The following is a 21,422-nucleotide window of genomic DNA, read 5'->3' as shown; positions in this document are numbered from 1 at the left end:
CCTACCTTTGCCGCCCTACAAAAGACACTGCAGCGAATGGAACCGAAGTATATCCAGCAAATTGCCGGGAAGCTTTCCCTGGCCACCAAACAGATCACCGCCGTTGACGGCATGCTCGCCGAAGGCGCCACCATCCCCTTTATGGCCCGTTACCGCAAGGAAGCCACCGGCGGTCTCGACGAAGTGCAGATCGGGAACGTGGTGGAGGAGATCGGCTATTTCAACGAACTCGTGAAGCGCAAGGAAACGGTGCTCAAGACCATCGGCGACCTGGGCAAGCTCACCCCGGAGCTGCAAAAGCGGATCGACGAGTGCTTCAGTGCCACCGAGCTTGAAGACATCTACCTCCCGTATAAGCCGAAGCGCAAGACGCGCGCCACGCAGGCAATCGAGAAAGGCCTCGAACCGCTGGCGCAGAAGCTCTTTGCGCAGGAAGGCGATCTGAACCTGGACGAGCTGGCTGCCGCCTTCCTCAACGACCAGGTGAAGGACACAAAAGAAGCCCTGCAGGGCGCCCGCGATATCATCGCCGAATGGGTTAGCGAAACCGAGGAAGCCCGTGCCGGCATCCGCAAACTGTTTACCGAAACGGCTACCGTTGTTTCGAAAGTACTGGAGTCGAAGAAGGACGAGCCGGAGGCGCAGAAATACCGTGACTATTTCGAATTCAGCGGCTCGCTGGAGAAGAGCCCGTCGCACCGCATCCTGGCCATCCGCCGCGGTGAAAAAGATGGTTACCTGCTGATGGACCTTACCGTAGACAAGACCACCGCCGTAGAACTACTGGACCGCCAGTTCGTGAAAGGATCGGGACCTGCGGCCGCCGAAGTGCGCCGCGCGCTGGAAGATTCCTACAACCGCCTGCTGAAGCCTTCGATCGAAAATGAGTTTCGCATGGCGAGCAAGAATAAAGCCGACGAGGAAGCGATCGCGGTGTTTACCGAAAACCTGCGCCAGTTGCTCCTGGCCTCGCCGCTGGGATCCAAGCGTGTGCTGGCCCTCGACCCGGGTTATCGCACCGGTTGCAAAACAGTTTGTCTCGACGCGCAGGGTGCATTGCAGCATCATACCGTCATTTACCTGCACCAAAGCGACAACGCGGTGCACGAGCTCAAATACCTGGTACAGAAATACGAGATCGAGGCGATCGGTATCGGCAACGGCACCGCCGGCCGCGAAACCGAGGCGCTGGTGCGCAGCATCGACTTCGGCAAGCCGGTAAGCATCTTCCAGGTAAACGAAAGCGGCGCTTCGATCTACAGCGCTTCTGAGGTGGCACGGGAAGAGTTTCCCGACCAGGACGTAACGGTGCGCGGCGCGATCTCCATCGGCCGCCGCTTGCTGGATCCGCTCAGCGAGCTCGTGAAGATCGATCCCAAATCGATCGGGGTGGGGCAGTACCAGCACGACGTGAACCAGGTGAAGCTCAAGAGCGCCCTCGACCGCGTGGTGGAAAGCGCCGTGAACTTCGTGGGGGTTGACGTTAACACGGCATCGAAGCACCTGTTGCAATACGTGTCCGGTATTTCTACAACGCTGGCCGGCAACATTGTAGCGTACCGCAACCAGAACGGACCCTTTAAAAGCCGCGACGAACTGAAGAAAGTACCGCTGATGGGGCCGAAGTCTTTCGAGCAGTGCGCAGGCTTCCTGCGCATCCCCGGCTCGGAAAACCCGCTCGACAATTCGTCGGTGCACCCGGAACGCTATGGGCTTGTATCACAGATGGCGACGGACCTCCAGGCGACGCTCGAAGACCTGATCAGAAAGTCGGAGCTCCGCAAGCAGATCGACCGCAAGAAGTATGTGAATGAAACGGTAGGTACTTATACCATCGATGATATCCTCAAGGAGCTTGAAAAGCCGGGCCGCGACCCGCGCGGCGTGGTGGAAGAGTTTCGCTTCGAGGAAACGATCAAGAGCATCGAGGACGTAACGCCGGGCATGCAGGTGCCGGGCATCGTTACCAATATCACGGCCTTTGGTGCCTTCGTGGATATCGGTGTGAAGCAGGACGGCCTCGTGCACGTGTCGCAGCTGAGCAACCGCTTTGTCAGCGATCCCAACCAGGTGGTGAAGCTTGGTCAGAAAGTACAGGTAACGGTTAGCGAGGTAGATGTAGCCCGTAAGCGCATCGCCCTTACGATGAAGACCGCGGCACCGCAGAAAAACGAGGCGCGTCCTGCAAAGAACTTCAGCAAGCCGGCGCCCGCAAACAAGGCGCCGCAAAAAGAGGAGAGCTTTGCCGATAAGCTGGCGAGTCTCCAGAGTAAGTTCAAGAAGTAACCTGCTGTTGCGCGGATGCGTTTGCACAAAGGGGCCCCGCCGGGGCCCCTTTGTCATAATGAGCCTGAAGCACTAGGCTCTTGGCGTCAATTTGCCAACCGTCCGGCCGCTTTGCGACACAACGGCACCGCTTGTATGTACCAGCAGCTTTGTCTGGTCGTCGTAAATGACGTAGGGATAGTTGCTGCTGTTGCTGCGCGCCAGCTTTCCGAGCACCTGCAGGCCATTGGGCTGCACTTTTACCACGTTATAGCCGGTAGTTACATAATACTGCGCGCGCGGATCGTTGGTGAAGGTGAGCACGCCCAGGATGTTGCGGTCGGAGAGGCCGCCGCTGTTGCCGCGAACCGTTGACGAGCGTACCGTAGAAGTACGGGACGGTGCCTGGGCCGTGCCGCCTTGAGCAGGAGCGGGGAGGGGCTGCTGCATTACCCTCGCGATATCGGTGGTTTCACCGGGGCCGCTCACTTTGTTCCAGCCGCGGGCGATGGCGGTGAGGCGATCGCTGCGGCCCGGATGGGTGCGGGTGGCCGCGTCGGAAGCGATGGTGCGCATGGCAGCCTGGGCGTCGGCGAGGGAGGCACCCATGCGGTGCAGCACAAGGCCGGAAAACTCGTCGGCTTCCAGCTCCAACTCGGGTTGCGAGCCGGCGCTGGTAACGGTGTGGCCATCGAGGTGGTGACCGATCTCGTGGGCCAGTACGCTCACGGCAGCCCACTTGTTGCCGGTACGCTGCACCAGCTCGTCGATAAAGGTCGGGTTGTAAAGGATATAGCGCTGCCCGCCATAAATAACGGCGGCGGCATTGTCGATCCGGGCGGCCTGCACCTTGAAATTGGGCTTGAGGCCAACGGTATTCATGATCTCCTGCACATAATACGGTGCTTCGGATGCAACCGAGCTGGCCGCCGCCGAGGATGTGGGCGTCCAGTTATTCAGCATTCCCGCGGTGCTCCCGGGGTGGGTGCCGATGCGGATCACGATCTGCTGGGCATTCACGCCGGCGCCCACCAGGAGGGCAAACAGCAGGACGAAGGGGCGGAATAGGATACGGTTATTCATGCACCGCTAAAAGCAAATTTGGAGCCGGTCGCCAGCCTTTTTTCAGGGCTTAACACGGGCTTAGATTAATTAACGTTAATGGAAAAACGGGGAGGAAGCTTCAGGAGGTTCAAGAGGTTCGGATTACCGCTTATCCCATTACCGCATTATCCCATTACCCCATTAGCACATTATCTTCGCGCCATGCGATTCCTGAAGCCGCTTGGCGCTCTTTGTGCTGTTCTCCTGATCTGGTGCTGTTTCCTGCCCTGGGTGCGGATCGTTTCGAAAGGCCTTGAGATAACGGGGATGGACACCACGGGCACCAACTTCGGTAAGCCCGGTTACCTGCACCTCATTTTCGCCGTCATCTTCCTGGTGCTGATTTTTGTGCCGCGGGTGTGGGCGCGGCGCCTTAGCCTCTTTTTTATGGCCTTCAACGTGGCCTGGGCCTTCAAAAACCTGCTCCGCATCGGCGCCTGCGAAGGGGGCGAATGCCCCGAAAAGCAATGGGCCCTCTGGGCGCTCCCGGTGCTGAGCCTCCTGATGCTGCTGACGGTGCTGCTGGCACCCGAAAAAATACCGGCGGCAAAAGATGCGTCGGCCCAGGACTAACGTCAGAACCTTAGCACCCTGGAATTTTTCCCGCTTTTTATCCACTTTTCTTCGAAAAATATTCTCATCCCGGCTTTCGTATAGCCGGAATTCTTAATTTGGTAATCTTTCCCCGGATTTTGCTTGCCCCGGGACGCCTAGTTTTGCTTGCTCTAACCTCCTGACAGACACCTTCTTCCAGTCTCCGTCCTGAAAACCGACCCTGTGGAACCGGCATTCAGCCGTATACCGCTCTAAAACGTTTTAAACCAAAGCTGATATGACAAAGTCTGTCTTGTCTGTCGCCGGCATTGCTCCGGCGTCGATTGCTTCGCAGTCGCGTTTCCTTGCTACCTGTTTCCGGAAAATGGTTCTCCCGGTGCTCTTGCTGTTAGGAGGAAGTGCCTGCGCCCAGGTAACCCTGTTTTCGGAAAATATGGGAACCACTACAGCATCAACCATCACCGGCTATACCGGATGGCAGAATGCCGGGCTGATATTTGGTGGTGATGGTGACCTGCGCACCACAACGCCATCGAACAATACCGGGTCCAGTGCTGGAAGTAACGTGTTCCTGACAACGACGGCAGGCAAGAACTTTGTGATTTCCGGAATCAGCACGCAGGGATTTACCGGGCTGACACTTACTTTCAACATGCTTAAGAGCTCGATTGCTTCGGGTGGTATCATTGTAGAAGTAGGAAGTGACGGAACAAACTTTTCTGCTTTGACACTTATCCAGGCAGGAAATGCTTCCTGGAATGCGTACACAATTGCTACAGGGATTATTGCTACACCAACCCTTTATATACGCTTTCGTAACTCAACCACCACGGCTAGTTATAGGATCGATGACGTGAAACTCACCGGTACCCCCGCCACACCTACCACATCCGGGATCAGCCCGACATCTGTAACTGCCGGCGGCAGCGCCTTCAGTATGGTTGTTACCGGCACCAACTTCGTGCGCGGCAGTAATAATACAACCGGCCTCCCCTCGGGCACATCTTCTTCTCTGGTGACCGTAAACGGATCCACCACCGGCGTTACTACTGTCTGGAATTCGGCAACGCAACTCACCGCCCAGATCCCGGCTTCGGCGATCGCCGCCGGTGGGTCGGTTAACATTGGCGTAACGACAAACGGCGCCGCCGCCGCTTCCAACACCCAGGCGCTGACGGTGACCACTGCCCCTGCTGCAACTACCGGCACGGCAACCGTTACCAATGGCGCTACCGCAGTCACGCTCAACGGAACAGTGAATCCTGCCACCGCTTCCACCACTGTCAGCTTCGACTACGGCCTGACGACCGCTTATGACAACACTGTCACTGCCATCGAAAGCCCGATCTCCGGCAACAGCAGCACCGCGGTTACGGCTTCGGTGAGCAGCCTCAGCCCCAACACAACCTATCACTTCCGCGTCAACGCTACGAACAGCGGCGGCAGCAACAGCGGCAGCGACGCCACTTTCATTTCGCCCGCCGCCACACCGGCCGCACCGGCGCTCTCCAATGCGAGCACGACCACGCTTGACATCAACCTTGGCGCCGACGCCAACCCCGCGGGCACTGAATACGCCATCCAGGAAATCGCTTCGGGCAACTACGTGCAGCTGAACGGCGCCCTTGGCGCCACACCGGTGTTCCGCACCGCCGCCCAGTGGAACGGCAGCAGCATCACCGGCCTGGTAAGCAGCACCACTTATAATTTCCACGTGATGGCCCGCAACTCGGCGTCTGTAAACACCGCCTTTGGCAGCAACGGTTCCGGCAGCACCCTCGCCGGCAACACGATCTCCGTCACCGGTGGCGTGCCTGCCGGCCTTTGCAATGCCGCGGTCAATAATTTCAACGTGTCGTTTGCGGCCGGCGGCTCCTTCTCCGGCAATTTTTACGTTCAGATCTCCGACGCCAACGGCGCTTTCCCCAACAATACCACCGACAACCTCGTGAGCGCTGCAGCCACTGTTTCGCCGATCAGCGTCACGATCCCGGCAGGCTTTACTGCTGGTACCGGGTACCGCTTCCGCGTCATCAACGATAACCCGCAGTTCTACGGGTCGGATAACGGGGCCGATGTCACCATTACCGGCGCAGTAACACCTTCTGTAACCATAAGCGCCAACCCCGGCACAGCAATCTGTTCCGGCAGTTCCGCCACCTTCACGGCTACACCCGTCAATGGCGGCACGGCTACTTACCAGTGGAAGAAAAACGGCAGCAACGTAGGCAGCAACAGCACTACGTATACGGATGCTGCCCTGGTAACGGGCGATGTGATCTCCGTGGAAATGACCTCCGGTATCAGCTGCGTCACCAGCAGCTCCGCTACCGACCAGGTGACGATGACGGTAAACACGACCCCGGCACCGCCCACACCGACAGCCACCGCCGGCTGCGGCAGTGCGCAGCTTCCCGCCATTGCCGACCCGGGCGCTCCGCTCAAGTACTACTGGCAGGGCACCGACGCCAATGGAACCCGTACCGACTCGGTAGCTACCGATCCTTACCAGGCGGGCGGACAAGGCACTTACTACCTCCGCGCCTATAATACAACTACCGGCTGCTGGTCGGCCAGTTCCACTTCGGTTTCCACCACAGGCCTGATTACCAGCGCGCCCGCCATCAGCCAGCAGCCTTCCAATATCAGCGGCTATGCCGGCGGCAACGGCACCTTTATGTCGACCGCAGTGAACGTAACCGGTCGCACCTGGCAAATCTCCACCGACGGCGGAAGCAACTGGAGCAATCTGACTGTCAGCAGTCCCTACTCCGTAAGCACGGTCGGTACTACCACCTACCTCGCCATCAGCGACCTTACCGGTCTAGCCGGCAACCGCTACCGCGTGGTGTATACGGGCAATGCGCCCTGCGGCAATGTGAACAGCAGCGCCGGCACTATTACTTCGGTAGGAGCGGCCCAGGTGCAATTGTTCCTGGAAACCGTAGGTACGGCCGGCACCGGCGGCACCAATGTCAACAGCTATACCGGCTGGACCAATGGCGCAGGGCTCACCTTCAGCACCACTAATGGTACGGATGCCCGTAACACGCTTGCCTCGTCCGGCTATGCCGGGGCGTCGGGTGCCTCTGGTATCTTCATGGGTACCGCGGGTGGCAATACCAAAGACTTTACGATCGCCAACATCAACAGCAGCAGCTACACCAACCTGGTACTGACCTTCGGCATGCTGCGCACCAACAATACCACCACGCTGGATGTAGAAGTGAGCACCAACGGCACTGACTGGACGCTCCTCACCTTCAGCTACCCGGCGGTTACAAGCACCTTCACGCAGATCACGGCCTCGGGTATCATTCCCGCGGCATCGAACCTGCGCATCCGCTTTACCAAGAATGGCACCGGTGATGTGCGTCTTGACGATATCCGCCTTGCCGGCAACCTGCTCGATCCGACCACCAGTGCGGTATCGCCGAACTCGGTATATGCGGGCGCAGGGAACACGACAATTACCGTTACGGGTACCAACTTCGTGACCGGCAAGACCGCTATTACTTTCAATGGCTCCACTACGGGCGTGACCATGGGTGCGGTTACCGCGACCACTGCAAGCGCAACGATCTCTTCTTCGTTGCTTACTTCAGTTGGAACGGCGCAGGTTGGCGTAACTGTTACGGGTGCGCTGAACCCATCGAACACGCAAACGCTCAGCATCCTCCAATCGCCGCCGGCAGTAGTTACGGGGACCGCCACGCTTGCCAACGGCAGCAGCACCGTGACCCTCAACGGCACTGTGAATGCCCAGGGCGCCGATGCCGCCACTTCCTTCCAGTACGGCCTCGACAACAATTACGGCAATTCGGTAAATGCGCAGCCGAACCCGGTTACAGGCAACACCAGTACCGCTATTGCGGCCGATATCACCAACCTCGTTCCCAACACAACCTACCACTTCCGTGCGGTGGGCAGCAACAGCGCCGGCACCACCAACGGCAGCGACGCCACATTCGTGTCGCCGGCTGCAGCGCCCCTTGTACCTGGTGTTGGCAACGCAGGCGTGACCACACTTGACGTAACTATCAACGACCCGAACAACCCGGCGAATACCGAGTATGCCATCCTGGAAACGGGCAGCAACCGATACGTTCAGGCCAACGGCAATCTCGGCGCCGCGGTGGCCTGGCAGCCTGCCGGCGCCACCGCCGGAACCTGGGGAGATAACTCGGGCAACCCGGGTACCGCCCGCGTAAACGGGCTCAGCGCCGCAACCCAGTACACTTTCGTGGTGATCGCACGCAACAGCACCGGCGTTCTGTCGGCCCAGTCGGGCTCGGCATCGGCAACGACACTCGCCGGCAACTCCATCGTCATCAACAGCGGCGTTCCTGCGTCGATCTGCAATGGCGCGCCGACAAATATCTCAATCTATTATACGGTTTCATTCACGTTTAACGATTACTCCAGTTTCCGTGTTCAGCTTTCCGACGAAAATGGTGTCTTCCCGAACAATACGAATCAAAACATCATCGGAGGGTATTTTACCAATACGCTTGGCAACGCTATCGCTAATCTTGATGTGCCGGCAGGTCTGACTCCCGGTTCTGCTTATCGTTTCAGAATCGTAAAGGCATCCAACCCGGAATTCATCGGAGCCGACAACGGTTTCAACGTGAGGATTGTCGCGGCTTTAACACCCGCGGTGTCGATCGCAGCCAACCCGGGCAGCACTATCTGCTCCGGCACTCCGGTGACCTTTACGGCAACGCCTGCAAACGGTGGTACGCCTGCTTACCAATGGAAGAAGAACGGCAGTGCCGTGGGGTCCAACAGCGCTACGTATACCGACGCGGCCCTGGCCAACGGAGATGATATCAGCGTTGTGATGACCAGCTCACTGGGCTGTGTGACCAGTGCTACGGCAACGTCGGATGTTGTTGTTACCGTGAACAGCACGATGGCACCCGCTGCACCCGTAGCCGCTGCCAACCCGTCCTGCGGTCCCACTACGCTCAGCGCCATGACCGACCCCGGCAGCGGCGTTAACTATTACTGGCAGGGCACTTCTGCAACCGGTACTTCTACGGCTTCGCCGGCTACGGCTGCCTACCCGGTTGCAGCATCGGGCACCTATTATGTACGTGCGTATAACAGCAACACCGGTTGCTGGTCTTCCGCTGCAGGTGTGTCCGTAACGATCAACCCAGCACTTGCTGTAACGACGCAGCCGTCCAATGCCACCACGATTGTGGGCAACACGGCCTCCATTACCGCGGCGGCAGCCAATGCCTCGGGGGTTGTATGGCAGGTGAACACGGGCAGCGGTTTCAGCACTATCACCGACGGCGGCAACTACAGCGGCGCCACCACCAGCACCCTGAGCATTTCGGGTACGACGCTCACCATGAACGGCTACCAGTACCGCGCCGTTTACACCGGCACCGCTCCGTGCACCACCGCCGTTTCCAATGCGGCTACGCTGAGCGTGTTCCCCACACCGGGTACGGTGTTCGCGGAGAACGTAGGAACCGGCACTGCCAGCGGCACCAACCTGGGTGTGAACACCTATACCGGCTGGCAAAACCAGGGCGTACTCTCGTTCAGCGGCTCCATCATTAGCAGCCAGCAGGCCGATGTGCGCACCTCGACGCCTTCAACCGGTTACACGGGTGCGTCCGGGAACAGCAACGTGTTTTTTGGTACGGCGAGCGGCATCAACAACCGCAGCCTGGTGATCGGGAACATAAACACGACCAATTACAGCAACCTGGTACTGAGTTTCGGACTCAACCGCGATAACACGAGCAATGCGATGACAGTTGAAGTAAGCAGTGACGGCACCAACTATACACCACTCACGTTTACACAACCGGCGGTAAGCGCCACAACGTGGTCGTTGATCACACCAACCGGCTCCATCCCGGCAACCGCTAACCTTCGCATCCGCTTCTCCAAAAACAATACGACTTCTTTCCGTCTCGACGACATCAAGCTTACCGGCAACCCGGCCACCCCCGCAACCACGGGTCTTACCCCGGCCAGCATCGTGGAAGGCAGCAACGGCTTCACGCTGACGGTAAACGGCAACAACTTCGTGCCGGCTTCGGCTGTAACCTGGAACGGCTCTTCAGCCGGCATCACCACCACCTTTGTAAGCAGTACCGTGCTGACAGCTTCCATCCCGGCCAGCCTCGTTACCAATGCCGGCCCGGCAGCGGTGGGTGTGAGCTCGGCCGGCGCGGTGAGCGCTTCCAACACGCAGACCTTCACCATCAGCCCGCGCAGTATTACCATCAATTCGCTTTCGGCGAATACCTTCTGCAACGGTGCCGTGAATACCTTCAATGTAGCCTTTACGAGCACCGGCACCTACTCAGGCAGCTACTACGTGCAGTTGTCCAATGCAGCCGGAACATTCCCTGCCAACACCACCGACAACATCATCAGCAGTGCCTCGACTGGCTCGCCCATCACGGCAACGCTGCCCGCAGCGCAGGTGCCTTCGCCATCGTACCGCGTGCGTGTTGTTAACACGGCCCCGCAGGTGTTCAGCACCGGTCTGCCGATCACGGTCAACAACGGCGACCTCAGCGTAACAGTGGCACCGCAGGACCAGTTCCTTTGCACTGCCGGCTCCGCCACCACGATTCATATCACCGGTGGTCCGGCCAACGGAACCGTTGACTACAAGGTCAACGGCGGCGCAACGCAAACCATCGCGCTCGATGGCAGCGGCAATGCCAGCATCGCTACGGGCGCCCTGAGCGCGAACGTCACCTACACCGTGACTTCGGTGAGCAGCGGCACCTGCACCCGTGCATCGAGTGCGTCGGCCACTGTGTACGTGGGCGCCATTGCTGCCACTACGGGTGGTAACCGCGAGTTCTGCGCCGGCGTCACCACGCCCGCACAAACCTTTACGGGTAACTTCCCTGCCGGTACACAGTTTACGTGGACGGTGCGCGGCGGCCTGCCCATCGGCATGAACGCTGCGGATACAACCGGAACGGGTACCGCCATTCCTTCTTTTGTTACGATGAATGCCACCAGCCAGCAGATCTCGGCCCGCGTATCGGTGATCCCGGTGGTGAGTGCACCGGCCGGCTGTAAGGTGAACTCTTCAGAATACGTGATCCGCGTTAACCCGCAGCCGGCCGTACAGGTGATCGGCGGCGGCGACCAGCAGGTGTGCGCCGGGAACACTACGGCACCCATCCAGCTCCAGGGCAGCCAGGCCAGCGGTATGACCTTCCGCTGGGCCAGCTCCAATACGGCGGTGGGTACCCTGGCAACCGGTGCGGTCGGGTCGTCCAGCCCTTCGATCCCTGCCTTTACCGCGCAAAACAGCTCGGCGAGCGCGTCGATCGTAACCACGTTCACCATCACGCCCTACCTGGGCAACTGCGCCGGTTCGCCGGTAACAACAACGCTGACGGTTAACCGCTCGGTGAGCGCCATCACTTATGCCGGTGGTCCCAGCTTCTGCGGATCGACCGGTATCATCAACCCCCGCATCACCGGCGGCAGCGGCGGCACCTACAGCTATGTAAATCTCGGCACCAGCACGGCTACCGGCCTCACGCTGGATGCCGGCACGGGTGCGGTAAATACCCTCACGTCGACTGCGGGCAACTACCGGGTTACGTACATCATTCCCGGCTCCGCTGCGAGCTGCGGCGGCACAGTCACAACAGACATCAGCATCACCCCTAATGTTACGGTTACACCCTACCGCAACCTGACGGTATGCTCCGGCCAGCCCCAGACCCTCACGTTCACGTCGCCGCAGGGCGGTGAGCCGGGTGTCAGCTGGATCTGGAGCATCAGCGGCGCCAACGCCAACCTGCTGGGTGTGGCCCTGTCCGGAACCGGCAACACCATCACCATGACGCCCCAGAACCCCACGGCTTCGCCGATCCGGGTGCTGGTGGGCGCCAAAATGAGCATCGCAGGCGGGGGCACCTATTGCGGCTCGGCACAGACCAATTTTTACCTGACGGTAAATCCATGCGGACCAGTGACGCAAATCGGCAATACGGGCGGCGGCAATACCGCCATGGCACGTACGGCACGTATACCGGTTGAAACAGCACAGGAAAGCGGCATCACCGTGGGCCCGAACCCCACCAGCGGACGCGCCATTATCACCTTGCCCGGCGAAATGGCCGGCAAAGTCTACTCGGTGCAGGTGCTGAGTCAGCAGGGTGTTGTGATCACGCGCCCCGCACAGGTTTCGGGCAACCGGCACCAGGTTGACCTCGGCGGCCTTCCGGCTGGTATTTATGTGCTGCAGCTTACCGATACACGCAGCGGCGAAACAATCCGCAGGCAGCTGGTGAAGCTTTGATAGCAGCGTTTACTTCCCGAAAGGGGAGGAGCGGATAAAGCAAAAAGAAAGAGCCTCCCGGTAAGGGGAGGCTCTTTCTTTTCGTAACGAGTGGCGGCAAAGCCATATTTCTTATTGAAGTGTGCCTTTCTTTTAAAGGAAATCCGGTACCCGTTTTCCGGATGCTGCCTCCTGTATTTCCGGTGCCGGTGCATACCGGTCCGGCAAATCCCGCCCCGGGCACCGGCCCGATCTGGCTCCCCGGAGAACTGTGGATAACAGTGAGTTATCCACAGTCTTCGCGCCTTTTTTTTAATATATACCCAAAAAAATCATTAATTTCAGCCCTCCTTTTACGGACTAACTATTTCAAAACTGCTTATGAGAAAGCTTTACTCGCTTTTTGCCCTGCTGTTTATTGCCGGTACCACATTGGCACAAAGCACGGCCAATTACTCGGTTTCCTCAACGACGAACGGATCGCTGGCGCTCGACCTCAATGGCAACGCCATTGATATGAGTACCGGCACCAACCTGATCGCAGCCGCTTCGTCCGACCAGCCGACGGCAACCGTGAACAACATCGGGTTTGATTTCTACTTCATGGGTGTGCCTTACTCCCAGTTTTCTGCCACGGCCAACGGTATTATCCGCCTGGGTTCAACGGCGATTGCTACATCTCAATACACGATCGGCTCGGCAAGCATGGCGCTGATTGCTCCTTTTGGCGGTGACGAGGAAACGAGTTCTACCGGAAAGGTGCATTACAAGGTGGTCGGCACCGCCCCGAACCGGGTACTTGTTGTCGAGTTCCTGAATATGGGACTTGACTACACGGGCAGCTACCAGAACCCGGACGGTACCTTCCAGGCCCGCCTTTATGAGAGCACCGGCAAAATCGAGTATGTATATGGGAACATGAACGTCAACTCGTCCGGCGCCAATACCGGCGTTTTCAGCATTGGTTTTTCGTCCGGATCGGCAGCCAACACAATCATGTCGATCACTAACACATCAACCAACGCCTTCTCGACTACAGCGGTAACGCTGATTACACCGACCCGTCCTACGGGCACAACGGCTCCCTACCCGACCAGCCCGATCCCCGATCTGAACAGCGCTTCGGACGGAAGCCGCAAAACCTATGTATTCACTCCCCCCGTGCCTGCCGCCCCGACCGCGCTGAACTTTACCGCCGTTACGGTTTCGTCGATGACCCTCAACTGGACGGATGCCGCCGGTGAGCTCGGTTATGTCATTCAACGTTCGTCGGATGGCATTAACTATACCAATATTGCCTCGCTCGCAGCCAACACGACCACCTACGCTGCCACTGGCCTTGCGGCAAATACCAACTACTTCTGGAAAGTTGTAAGCTTCTCGGAAGGCACCTTTAACAACGCACTTTCGGGTTCGCAGGCAACACCTGCCGGTACGCTGTCGGGCATCAAGACAGTGGGCACCGGTGGTGACTATACCAACCTGACTACGGCCTTCGCTGCCATCAACGCCAACGGCCTTGCCGGAAACATTACCCTGCAGCTGATCGCCGGCTACCCGGCCGCCCCGGAAACGTACCCGATCGTTTCGTCGAACTCCGTGGTCGGCAATTTCACCGTTACCGTGTATCCGACCGTGTCCGGCCTGCAGATCACCAGCAGCAATGCCACGGGTACACTGAACCTGAATAACGGAACCAACATTATTTTCGACGGCCGCGTAAACGCGACAGGCGGTGCACCCGACCTCGTTATCAGCAACACCGCAACCGGCGGCTATGGTATCCAGATGATCAATGATGCCACCGGTAACATTTTCCGCTTCCTGGTGATCCAGGGAGTTACGACTTCTACCACCAGCGGTGTGATCGCCTTCCAGGGTACTACCGGTACGCTCGGCAACAGCAACAACACCATCACGAGCTGCTTTATCCGCGACGGGGCGACAACGCCGACCAACGCAATTTATTCTTCCAGCTCTGCTGCCGCGGCTCCCAACGCCAACAACGTAGTGAGCAACAACTCGATCATCAACTTCTTCGCCGCAGGTTCCAGCTCCAACGGTATTCTCGTCAGCTCGAACGGAACCGGCTGGACGATCTCGGGCAACAGCTTCTACCAGACAGCCACCCGCACTTCCACCTCCGGTAACACACATGCGGCCATCACCATCTCCAATACGGGCGGTGGCTATGTGATCAACAACAACGTCATCGGCGGTGGTAATAATACTGCAGGCGGTACTCCCTGGACCCTCGCCGGCGCCTTCGGCAACAAACTGATCGGTATCAGTATTTCGGCCGGAACCACGCCTGTATCCTCGATCCAGGGAAATACCGTCGCCAATTTCAGCCTCGCATCCACCAGCTCGGCTACCACTGCCGGCGGTGTGTTCTCCGGCATCTATATCGGCAGCGGTTCCGTCAATGTCGGCACCACGACGGCCAACACGATCGGCAGCGGCACCGGTACCGGTTCCATCACAGTAACAACCAGCAGCAACTCCGGTGGAGCGATTTACGGTATCTATTCGGTAAGCAGCAACGTCGTTACGATTAATAATAACGTCATCGGCAGCTTCAATATCACGAACCCGGCCTCGTCCGCTATCTACGAAAGCTTTTATGGAATCCGTGTTACTTCCGGTACCAATACGGTTACGGGTAACTCGATCGGCAGCAGCACCACTGCACTCAGTATCAACAACGCTGCCGGTAACACTTCCACCACATCGCATGCCACCCGGGGCATCAGCTCGGAGAGCGGCACTTCGTCGGTGATCTCGAACAACAATATTTATAATATCGCCTATACAGCCGGTGGTACGGGTGCCCAGGTTCAGGGGATCAACATCACCTCGGGAACCAATACGGTTTCGGGCAACGTGATCTACGCGCTGTCGAGCACCGGCCCCAACGCGGGCACCGGAACCGCGGTTTCGATCATGGGTATCTATTACGGTGCCTCCACCGCTCCGGCTACCGTGTCGCAAAACACGATCTATGACCTGAGCAACAGCGCTGCCACCGCGGCGGTGACCGTACGTGGTATGTATTATGGTGGCCCCGCCAGCGGCACCAACCTGGTGAGCAGGAACTTTATCCATAGCCTCAGCACAGCTTCCAACAGCACCACGGCCATGATCGAAGGCATTTATATTGCTTCGGGCATTGGTACCTTCCAGAACAACATGGTCCGACTTGGTATCGACAAAGCGGGTGCGGCACTTACCAATGCAGGCTATGTCGGTATCGACAAGCCTGGCACCGGTAACGTAAACATCTATCACAACAGCATCTATATCGGTGGCGCCGGCGCAGCAGTGAGTGCAAACTCGGTCGCCTTCCGCCGCACCGCTACCGGCACCGACGACGTGCGGAACAACATTTTTGCAAACGTTCGCTCCAATGCTGCCGGCACCGGCAAGCACTACGCGATCGGCATCAATGCCACCACGACGCTTACCAGCAACTACAATATCCTGTTTGTCAGCGGTACCGGCGGCTTCATTGGCTACAACGGCGCTCCCGGCGCAACGGATTACGTCGATCTCGGTACCTGGACGGCCGCAACCGGCCTGGATGTCAACAGCGTTTCCTCCAATCCCAAGTTTGTAGCACCCGAAGGCACCAGCACTACGGTTGACCTGCATGTACAAATGGGCACACCGGCCGAAGCCGCGGGTGTAAACATCGCCGCGGTAACCGACGACTTTGACGGACAGACCCGCTCGACGTTGACCCCGACCGATATCGGCGCGGACGCCGGCGACTTCACCATCCCGGGTGCCGACGTTGGTATCACGGGGGTTACTACCCCGGCCGCTACCGGCTGCTATTCGGCCACCGAAACAATTACGGTAACGCTGAAAAACTTCGGATCCAACCCGATCAACTTTGCCACGGATAACGTAACCGTCAACGTCAACATTGCCGGACCGACTCCGTTCAGCGGCAGCCGGGTTCTGAACACCGGAACACTGGCAGCGGGTGCCTCCATGGCGGTGACGATGCCTACAACGGCCAGCCTCACCGCTCAGGGTACCTACACCATTACGGCGAATGCTGTAATTGCCGGCGATGTGAACGCCAGCAACAACGCGATGAGCCCGGCGATCCGTACTTCGCTGGTGCTGGGCGGAACAAAAACCGTCGGTGTAGGCGGCGACTATGCAACGCTTACCGCTGCAATTGCTGCGTATAACAGCGCATCCTGCTTCTCCGGCCCCGTGGTGTTCTCGCTCATCGATGCGACCTACCCGGGCGAAGCCTTCCCGATTGTTATCAATCAAAATACGTTTGCGGGAGCCAATTCGCTTACCATCAAGCCAGCCGCGGGTAACAATGCCACCATTTCCGGCAGCTCGAGCTCGGCGCTTATTAAGATCAACGGTGCAGACCGCGTCATTATCGATGGCTCCAACAACGGCTCTGCCAGCCGTAACCTGACGCTGGTCAATACCAACACCGGCACATCGTCGGCACTGATCTGGATCGCCAGTGCTACGGCTACCGATGCTGCCACGCAGAATACGGTGAAGAACCTGGTGCTCACCGGCAACGCATCCACCACAACCCTGATGGGTGTATTTATGGGTGGTACCGGCTCCATCTCGACCAGCACCAGCGCCTTGGCCGCCAACAGCGGGAACACGATCCAGAATAACGTGATCTCGAAAACCCAATACGGTATTTTCCTGCTCGGCACATCTGTTACGACACTTGACGACGGAAACGCGGTTATTGACAACCAGGTAGGTGTGACCGGCGCCGGAAACGAGCTGTTTATCGGCGGTATCGACATTCGTCGTCAAACGAACGCGATCGTCCGCAACAACATTGTAGAGAACATCAAGGGCGCTTCCGGAACCAACATGCAGGGTATCAACCTGCAGGATGTTACCAACTCGGTTGTGAGCGAGAACATCGTTCGCGATATGAACTACTCGGGTTCCAGCACGACCAAGGTTTACGGTATCACAACCTCTACCTCGACGTTCAATACAGCAGCAAACGCTTCTGCCAACCAGTACATCAATAATATGGTGTATGGACTGACCAGTGCCGGCACGAGCGCTTCCTGGAACACTTCCGGCATCAACAACAACGGTGGCTACGGAGACAAGTATTACTTCAACACGGTATATCTGAGCGGCCAGCTTTCGGGCTCGGGTGGTACGGCAGGTTCAGCTGCTTTCAGCAACGGTAACGGCATTACTTCCACATCGGCCGACGCCATCGAAGTGGTGAATAATATCTTTTATGTAAATGCGACTTCTGTTGCTGCCGCGCCGCTGTATGCACACTATACTACGCGTGCCAACTATACCGGAAGCGTGATTAACTACAATGACCTGGTTTCGATCGCTACCGGTCCTGCCACGGCGCATATCGGTTACATCGGTGCCAACCGCACGACGCTGGCCCTCTGGCGTACGAACACCGCCCAGGAAGCCAACTCGGTGAGCATCCAGCCTTTCTTTACCAACAATGCCCTGCACCTCGACCCGGCCAACTCCTATGCGCTTGACAACCTGGGTACTTCCATTCCTGCCGTGAACAACGATATCGACGGTGATGCCCGTGCTGCCAACCCGGATATGGGTGCCGACGAATTCGACGCGGTAACCTGCTCCGGTGCCGTCGGAGGCAACGCAACCGCCGCCACTACGACTTTCTGTAATTCCGGCTCGGCTACCATTACGGCCACCGGCTATTCGGAAGGTGCCGTGAGCTCGTACCAGTGGGAGTCTTCTGCAGATGGCAATACCTGGACGCCCGTTGCCGGCCAGACTAACCCGGCCACCCTCAGCACCGGCACCCTGACCGCTACTACCTACTACCGCCTGAAAGTTACCTGTAACACCGGCCAGGCGACGGATTACTCCAACGAGGTGCTGATTACGATCAACCCCAACCCGAACGTGACGGTTGCAGCTTCCCAGGCGACCATCTGCCCGGCCGGATCGACCACGCTTACTGCTTCGGGTAACGCCTCTACGTACGCCTGGAGTCCCGCTACCGGCCTGAGCGCCACCACCGGTGCTTCCGTAACGGCTACACCGGCTGCCTCCACCACGTATACGGTAACCGGCACGATTACAGCCACCGGCTGTACCGCATCGGCGACGGTTGTTGTTGCGGTATCATCGCTGCCGAGCGCAGTGACGGTGACCCCGGCCAGCGCTACCATTTGCCCGACCGGTCCTGCTGTCCAGCTTACCCTGAGCGGCGGACTTCAGACGGCGACTGCTACCACCGGCACCAATGCGACCACAACATCCACTGCCGGTATCACTCCTTTCAACAGCAACTGGGAAGGTTCGCGAACCCAGTACCTGGTACGTGCATCCGAACTGAATGCCCAGGGCCTTACCGCCGGCGACATTTCGGAGCTCTCCTTCAAAGTAACGGCGGCCGGAACAGGCACCTTCACCCAGAAGAATTTCTCCATGAAGATTGCGCATACGGCACAGTCGGCTCTTACGTCGGCCTACGGCACACCCGTTGGTTCCTTTACCACGGTGTATACCAATGCTTCGGAGCCCGCACCGGCTGTTGGTGTGAAGACGTTTACGTTCATCACTCCCTTCTCATGGGACGGCGCGTCGAACATCCTCATCGACATTTGTCATGATAACGATCCCACCGCTACCTGCGCCAGCTGCTTCAGCTCCAGCAGCACCGTGGCTGCCACCACCACTTCCTTCAACTCGGTTTGGGGCAGTTACGCCGACAACGCACCGAGCTGCGGTGTCCAGGCTTCGAACACCATTACAACGGTTAACCTGCGCCCCGATATGACCTTTAAGGTGGTGAGCGCGGCTACATATTCCTGGTCGCCGGCAACAGGCCTTTATACAGATGCTGCCGCTACGACTCCTTATTCCTCCGGCAACGTAACAACCGTTTACGCGCTTCCCGCTACCACAACGGTATATACCGCGACTGCCACGAATAGCGCCGGTTGTACCGCATCGGGAACGGCAACAATCACGGTGAACCAGGCTCCGGCCATCACGGCGCAGCCGCAGGCAACCGCTGTGTGTGCAGGTGGAAATGCAACTTTCCATGTAACAGCCACCGGCACCGGTGTAACCTACCAATGGCGTAAGGATGGTGCCGACATCACCGGCGCTACGACGGACACCTACTCCATTACTGGTGTTTCCGCTGCTGCTGCGGCTCAATACTCGGTTGTCGTTAGCGGCACCTGTACGCCTGCCGTTACTTCGGCGAATGCCCAGCTGACCGTGAATACCGCTCCGGTTATTGGTACGCAACCCGTTTCGCAAACGACCTGCGCCGGCAGCCCGACGACCTTCGTTGTGGCTGCGAGCGGTTCCGCGCTCACTTACCAATGGCGTAAGAATGGTGCGAATATCACCGGGGCCACCAGCGCTTCGTATACCATCAGCAATACAGCTTCGGCTGACGCGGGTAGCTACGACGTTGTCATTTCGGGTGCCTGCGCACCGGCTGTGACATCCGCTGCCGCTACGCTTACTGTTGCAGTCGCGGCTGCCATCACAACCCAACCTGCTTCGCAAGCGATTTGTTCGGGTGCTACTGCCAGCTTTACAGTCGTGGCCACTAACGCTACGGGCTACCAATGGCGGAAAGACGGCGTGGACATTCCCGGCGCCACAGCAGCTACTTACTCAATCGCCGCCGCAACGGCCGGCGACGCGGGTACCTATAGTGTAGTTATTACCAGCAACGCGCCTTGCACGGTTGTTGTTTCCTCCGGTGCTACGCTTTCCTTTAACGCGGTAACGGCTATTACTACACAACCCGCAGCCGCAACGGTTTGCGCGGGTACAGCAGCTTCCTTCACGGTTGCAGCCACGGGCACCGGCCTGAGCTACCAGTGGAAGAAAGACGGTACCAACGTCCCCGGGGCCACAGCCGCTACGTACACGATCGCCTCAACCGGGGGTGCCGATGCAGGCGCTTACACGGTTGTTGTAACGGGTGCCTGCGGTACGCTCACCTCGGCCGCCGCGCAGCTGACGGTGAACGCAGCCACGGCTATCTCCACCCAGCCTGCAGCTCAAACTGTATGTACGGGTGCAGGTGCCACCTTCAGTGTTTCCGCCAGCGGTACCGCCCTTTCCTACCAGTGGAAAAAGAACGGCACCGATATCTCCGGGGCTACGGCCGCTACCTACAGCATCGCTTCTGCTAGCGCTGCCGATGCTGCCACCTACAGCGTGGTGGTAACCGGCACCTGCGGCACCATTACCTCGGCAAACGCCGCACTGACGGTTAACGCTGCTACTTCGATCACGACCCAGCCCGTTGCTTCCCAGGCTGTTTGCGCCGGCTCCAACGCTACTCTTACCGTTGTGGCAACAGGTGCGGGCCTCAGCTACCAGTGGAAGAAAGACGGCAATAACATCACGGGTGCAACCAGCGCTTCCTATAGCATTGCCGCCGCTTCTGCCGGCGATGCAGGAACCTACACCGTGGTAGTTACCGGGGCATGCGGATCGGTTACTTCTGCAAATGCCGTGTTGACTTTGAATGCCACCACTTCCATTACCACACAACCGGTTGCGGTAAGCACCTGCAACGGTACCTCGGCATCCTTTACCGTTGCTGCGGCCGGTTCGGGCACGCTGACCTATCAGTGGCGCAAGGATGGAAGCAATATCACGGGTGCAAACAGCGCCACGTATACCATCAATGCCGTTACGGCTGCCGATGCCGGATCCTACAGCGTAGTTGTTACCGGTGCATGCGGCAATGTGACCTCTGCTGCAGCTGCGCTCACCGTAACTACCTGCACCGCGGTTTCGACATTAGACCCCACCGTTTCAGCGGTAAGTCTGCGTCCGAGCCTTGCACACGACTACACGACAATTGTGGTGCGCGCCACCCGCGCGTCCCGTCTGGAATGGCAGTTGGTTGATGCAAAAGGCACCATTGTCAAAGTGCTCCATCAGAATGTAGTGCCTGGTGAAAACCAGCTCCGCGTAACACTTGCCGGTCAGGCTGCAGGAAGCTACTTCCTGAACGGCATCTCCGAAAAGGGTAAGGTGGCAACGCTCCGACTCGTGAAGCTTTAATAAGCGTTCGTCTTAATTCAGAAACCCTCCGGCACCCGGAGGGTTTCTTTTTTACGAATCAATTGGCACTGCAAACAAAAGAGCCGGTCCATGGGCCGGCTCTTTATCAAAATGGACGATTGCTGTTTTGTAGCAGGCCGTGTAT

General features: G+C 58.4%; 5 protein-coding genes. 4 read left to right on the top strand and 1 reads right to left on the bottom strand.

From position 1 onward, the window contains the following. Nucleotides 1-36: 36 nt before the first annotated feature. Entirely contained in the window at nt 37-2,286 is a 2,250-nt protein-coding gene (locus EPD60_RS07355; RefSeq protein WP_131448389.1) for a Tex family protein, read from the top strand. A gap of 72 nt (nt 2,287-2,358) precedes the next feature. On the opposite strand, the gene EPD60_RS07350 is transcribed toward EPD60_RS07355, so the two are convergent. After that, nucleotides 2,359-3,348 (bottom strand): M48 family metalloprotease, encoded by a 990-nt coding sequence (locus EPD60_RS07350; RefSeq protein ID WP_131448387.1) that lies wholly within the window; start codon nt 3,346-3,348, stop codon nt 2,359-2,361. A gap of 183 nt (nt 3,349-3,531) precedes the next feature. On the opposite strand from EPD60_RS07350, the gene EPD60_RS07345 reads away from it, so the two are divergent. The 3 genes from EPD60_RS07345 to EPD60_RS07335 all read left to right on the top strand — a co-directional run bounded on the left by EPD60_RS07345 (nt 3,532) and on the right by EPD60_RS07335 (nt 21,277). Next, a complete protein-coding gene (locus tag EPD60_RS07345) occupies nt 3,532-3,942 on the top strand; it encodes a hypothetical protein (protein ID WP_131448385.1) in 411 nt (136 codons plus the stop codon). A gap of 259 nt (nt 3,943-4,201) precedes the next feature. Beyond that, nucleotides 4,202-12,229 carry a beta strand repeat-containing protein gene (locus EPD60_RS07340; RefSeq protein ID WP_131448383.1) on the top strand — a complete coding sequence of 2,676 codons (8,028 nt, stop codon included), beginning with the start codon at nt 4,202-4,204 and terminating at the stop codon, nt 12,227-12,229. Nucleotides 12,230-12,589: 360 nt separating this feature from the next. Beyond that, nucleotides 12,590-21,277 carry a beta strand repeat-containing protein gene (locus EPD60_RS07335; protein ID WP_131448381.1) on the top strand — a complete coding sequence of 2,896 codons (8,688 nt, stop codon included), beginning with the start codon at nt 12,590-12,592 and terminating at the stop codon, nt 21,275-21,277. Nucleotides 21,278-21,422 lie beyond the last annotated feature (145 nt).

The organism is Flaviaestuariibacter flavus (assembly GCF_004337505.1).
GTDB lineage: Bacteria > Bacteroidota > Bacteroidia > Chitinophagales > Chitinophagaceae > Flavisolibacter > Flavisolibacter flavus.
This window is presented reverse-complemented; position numbering and strand designations above follow the sequence as displayed.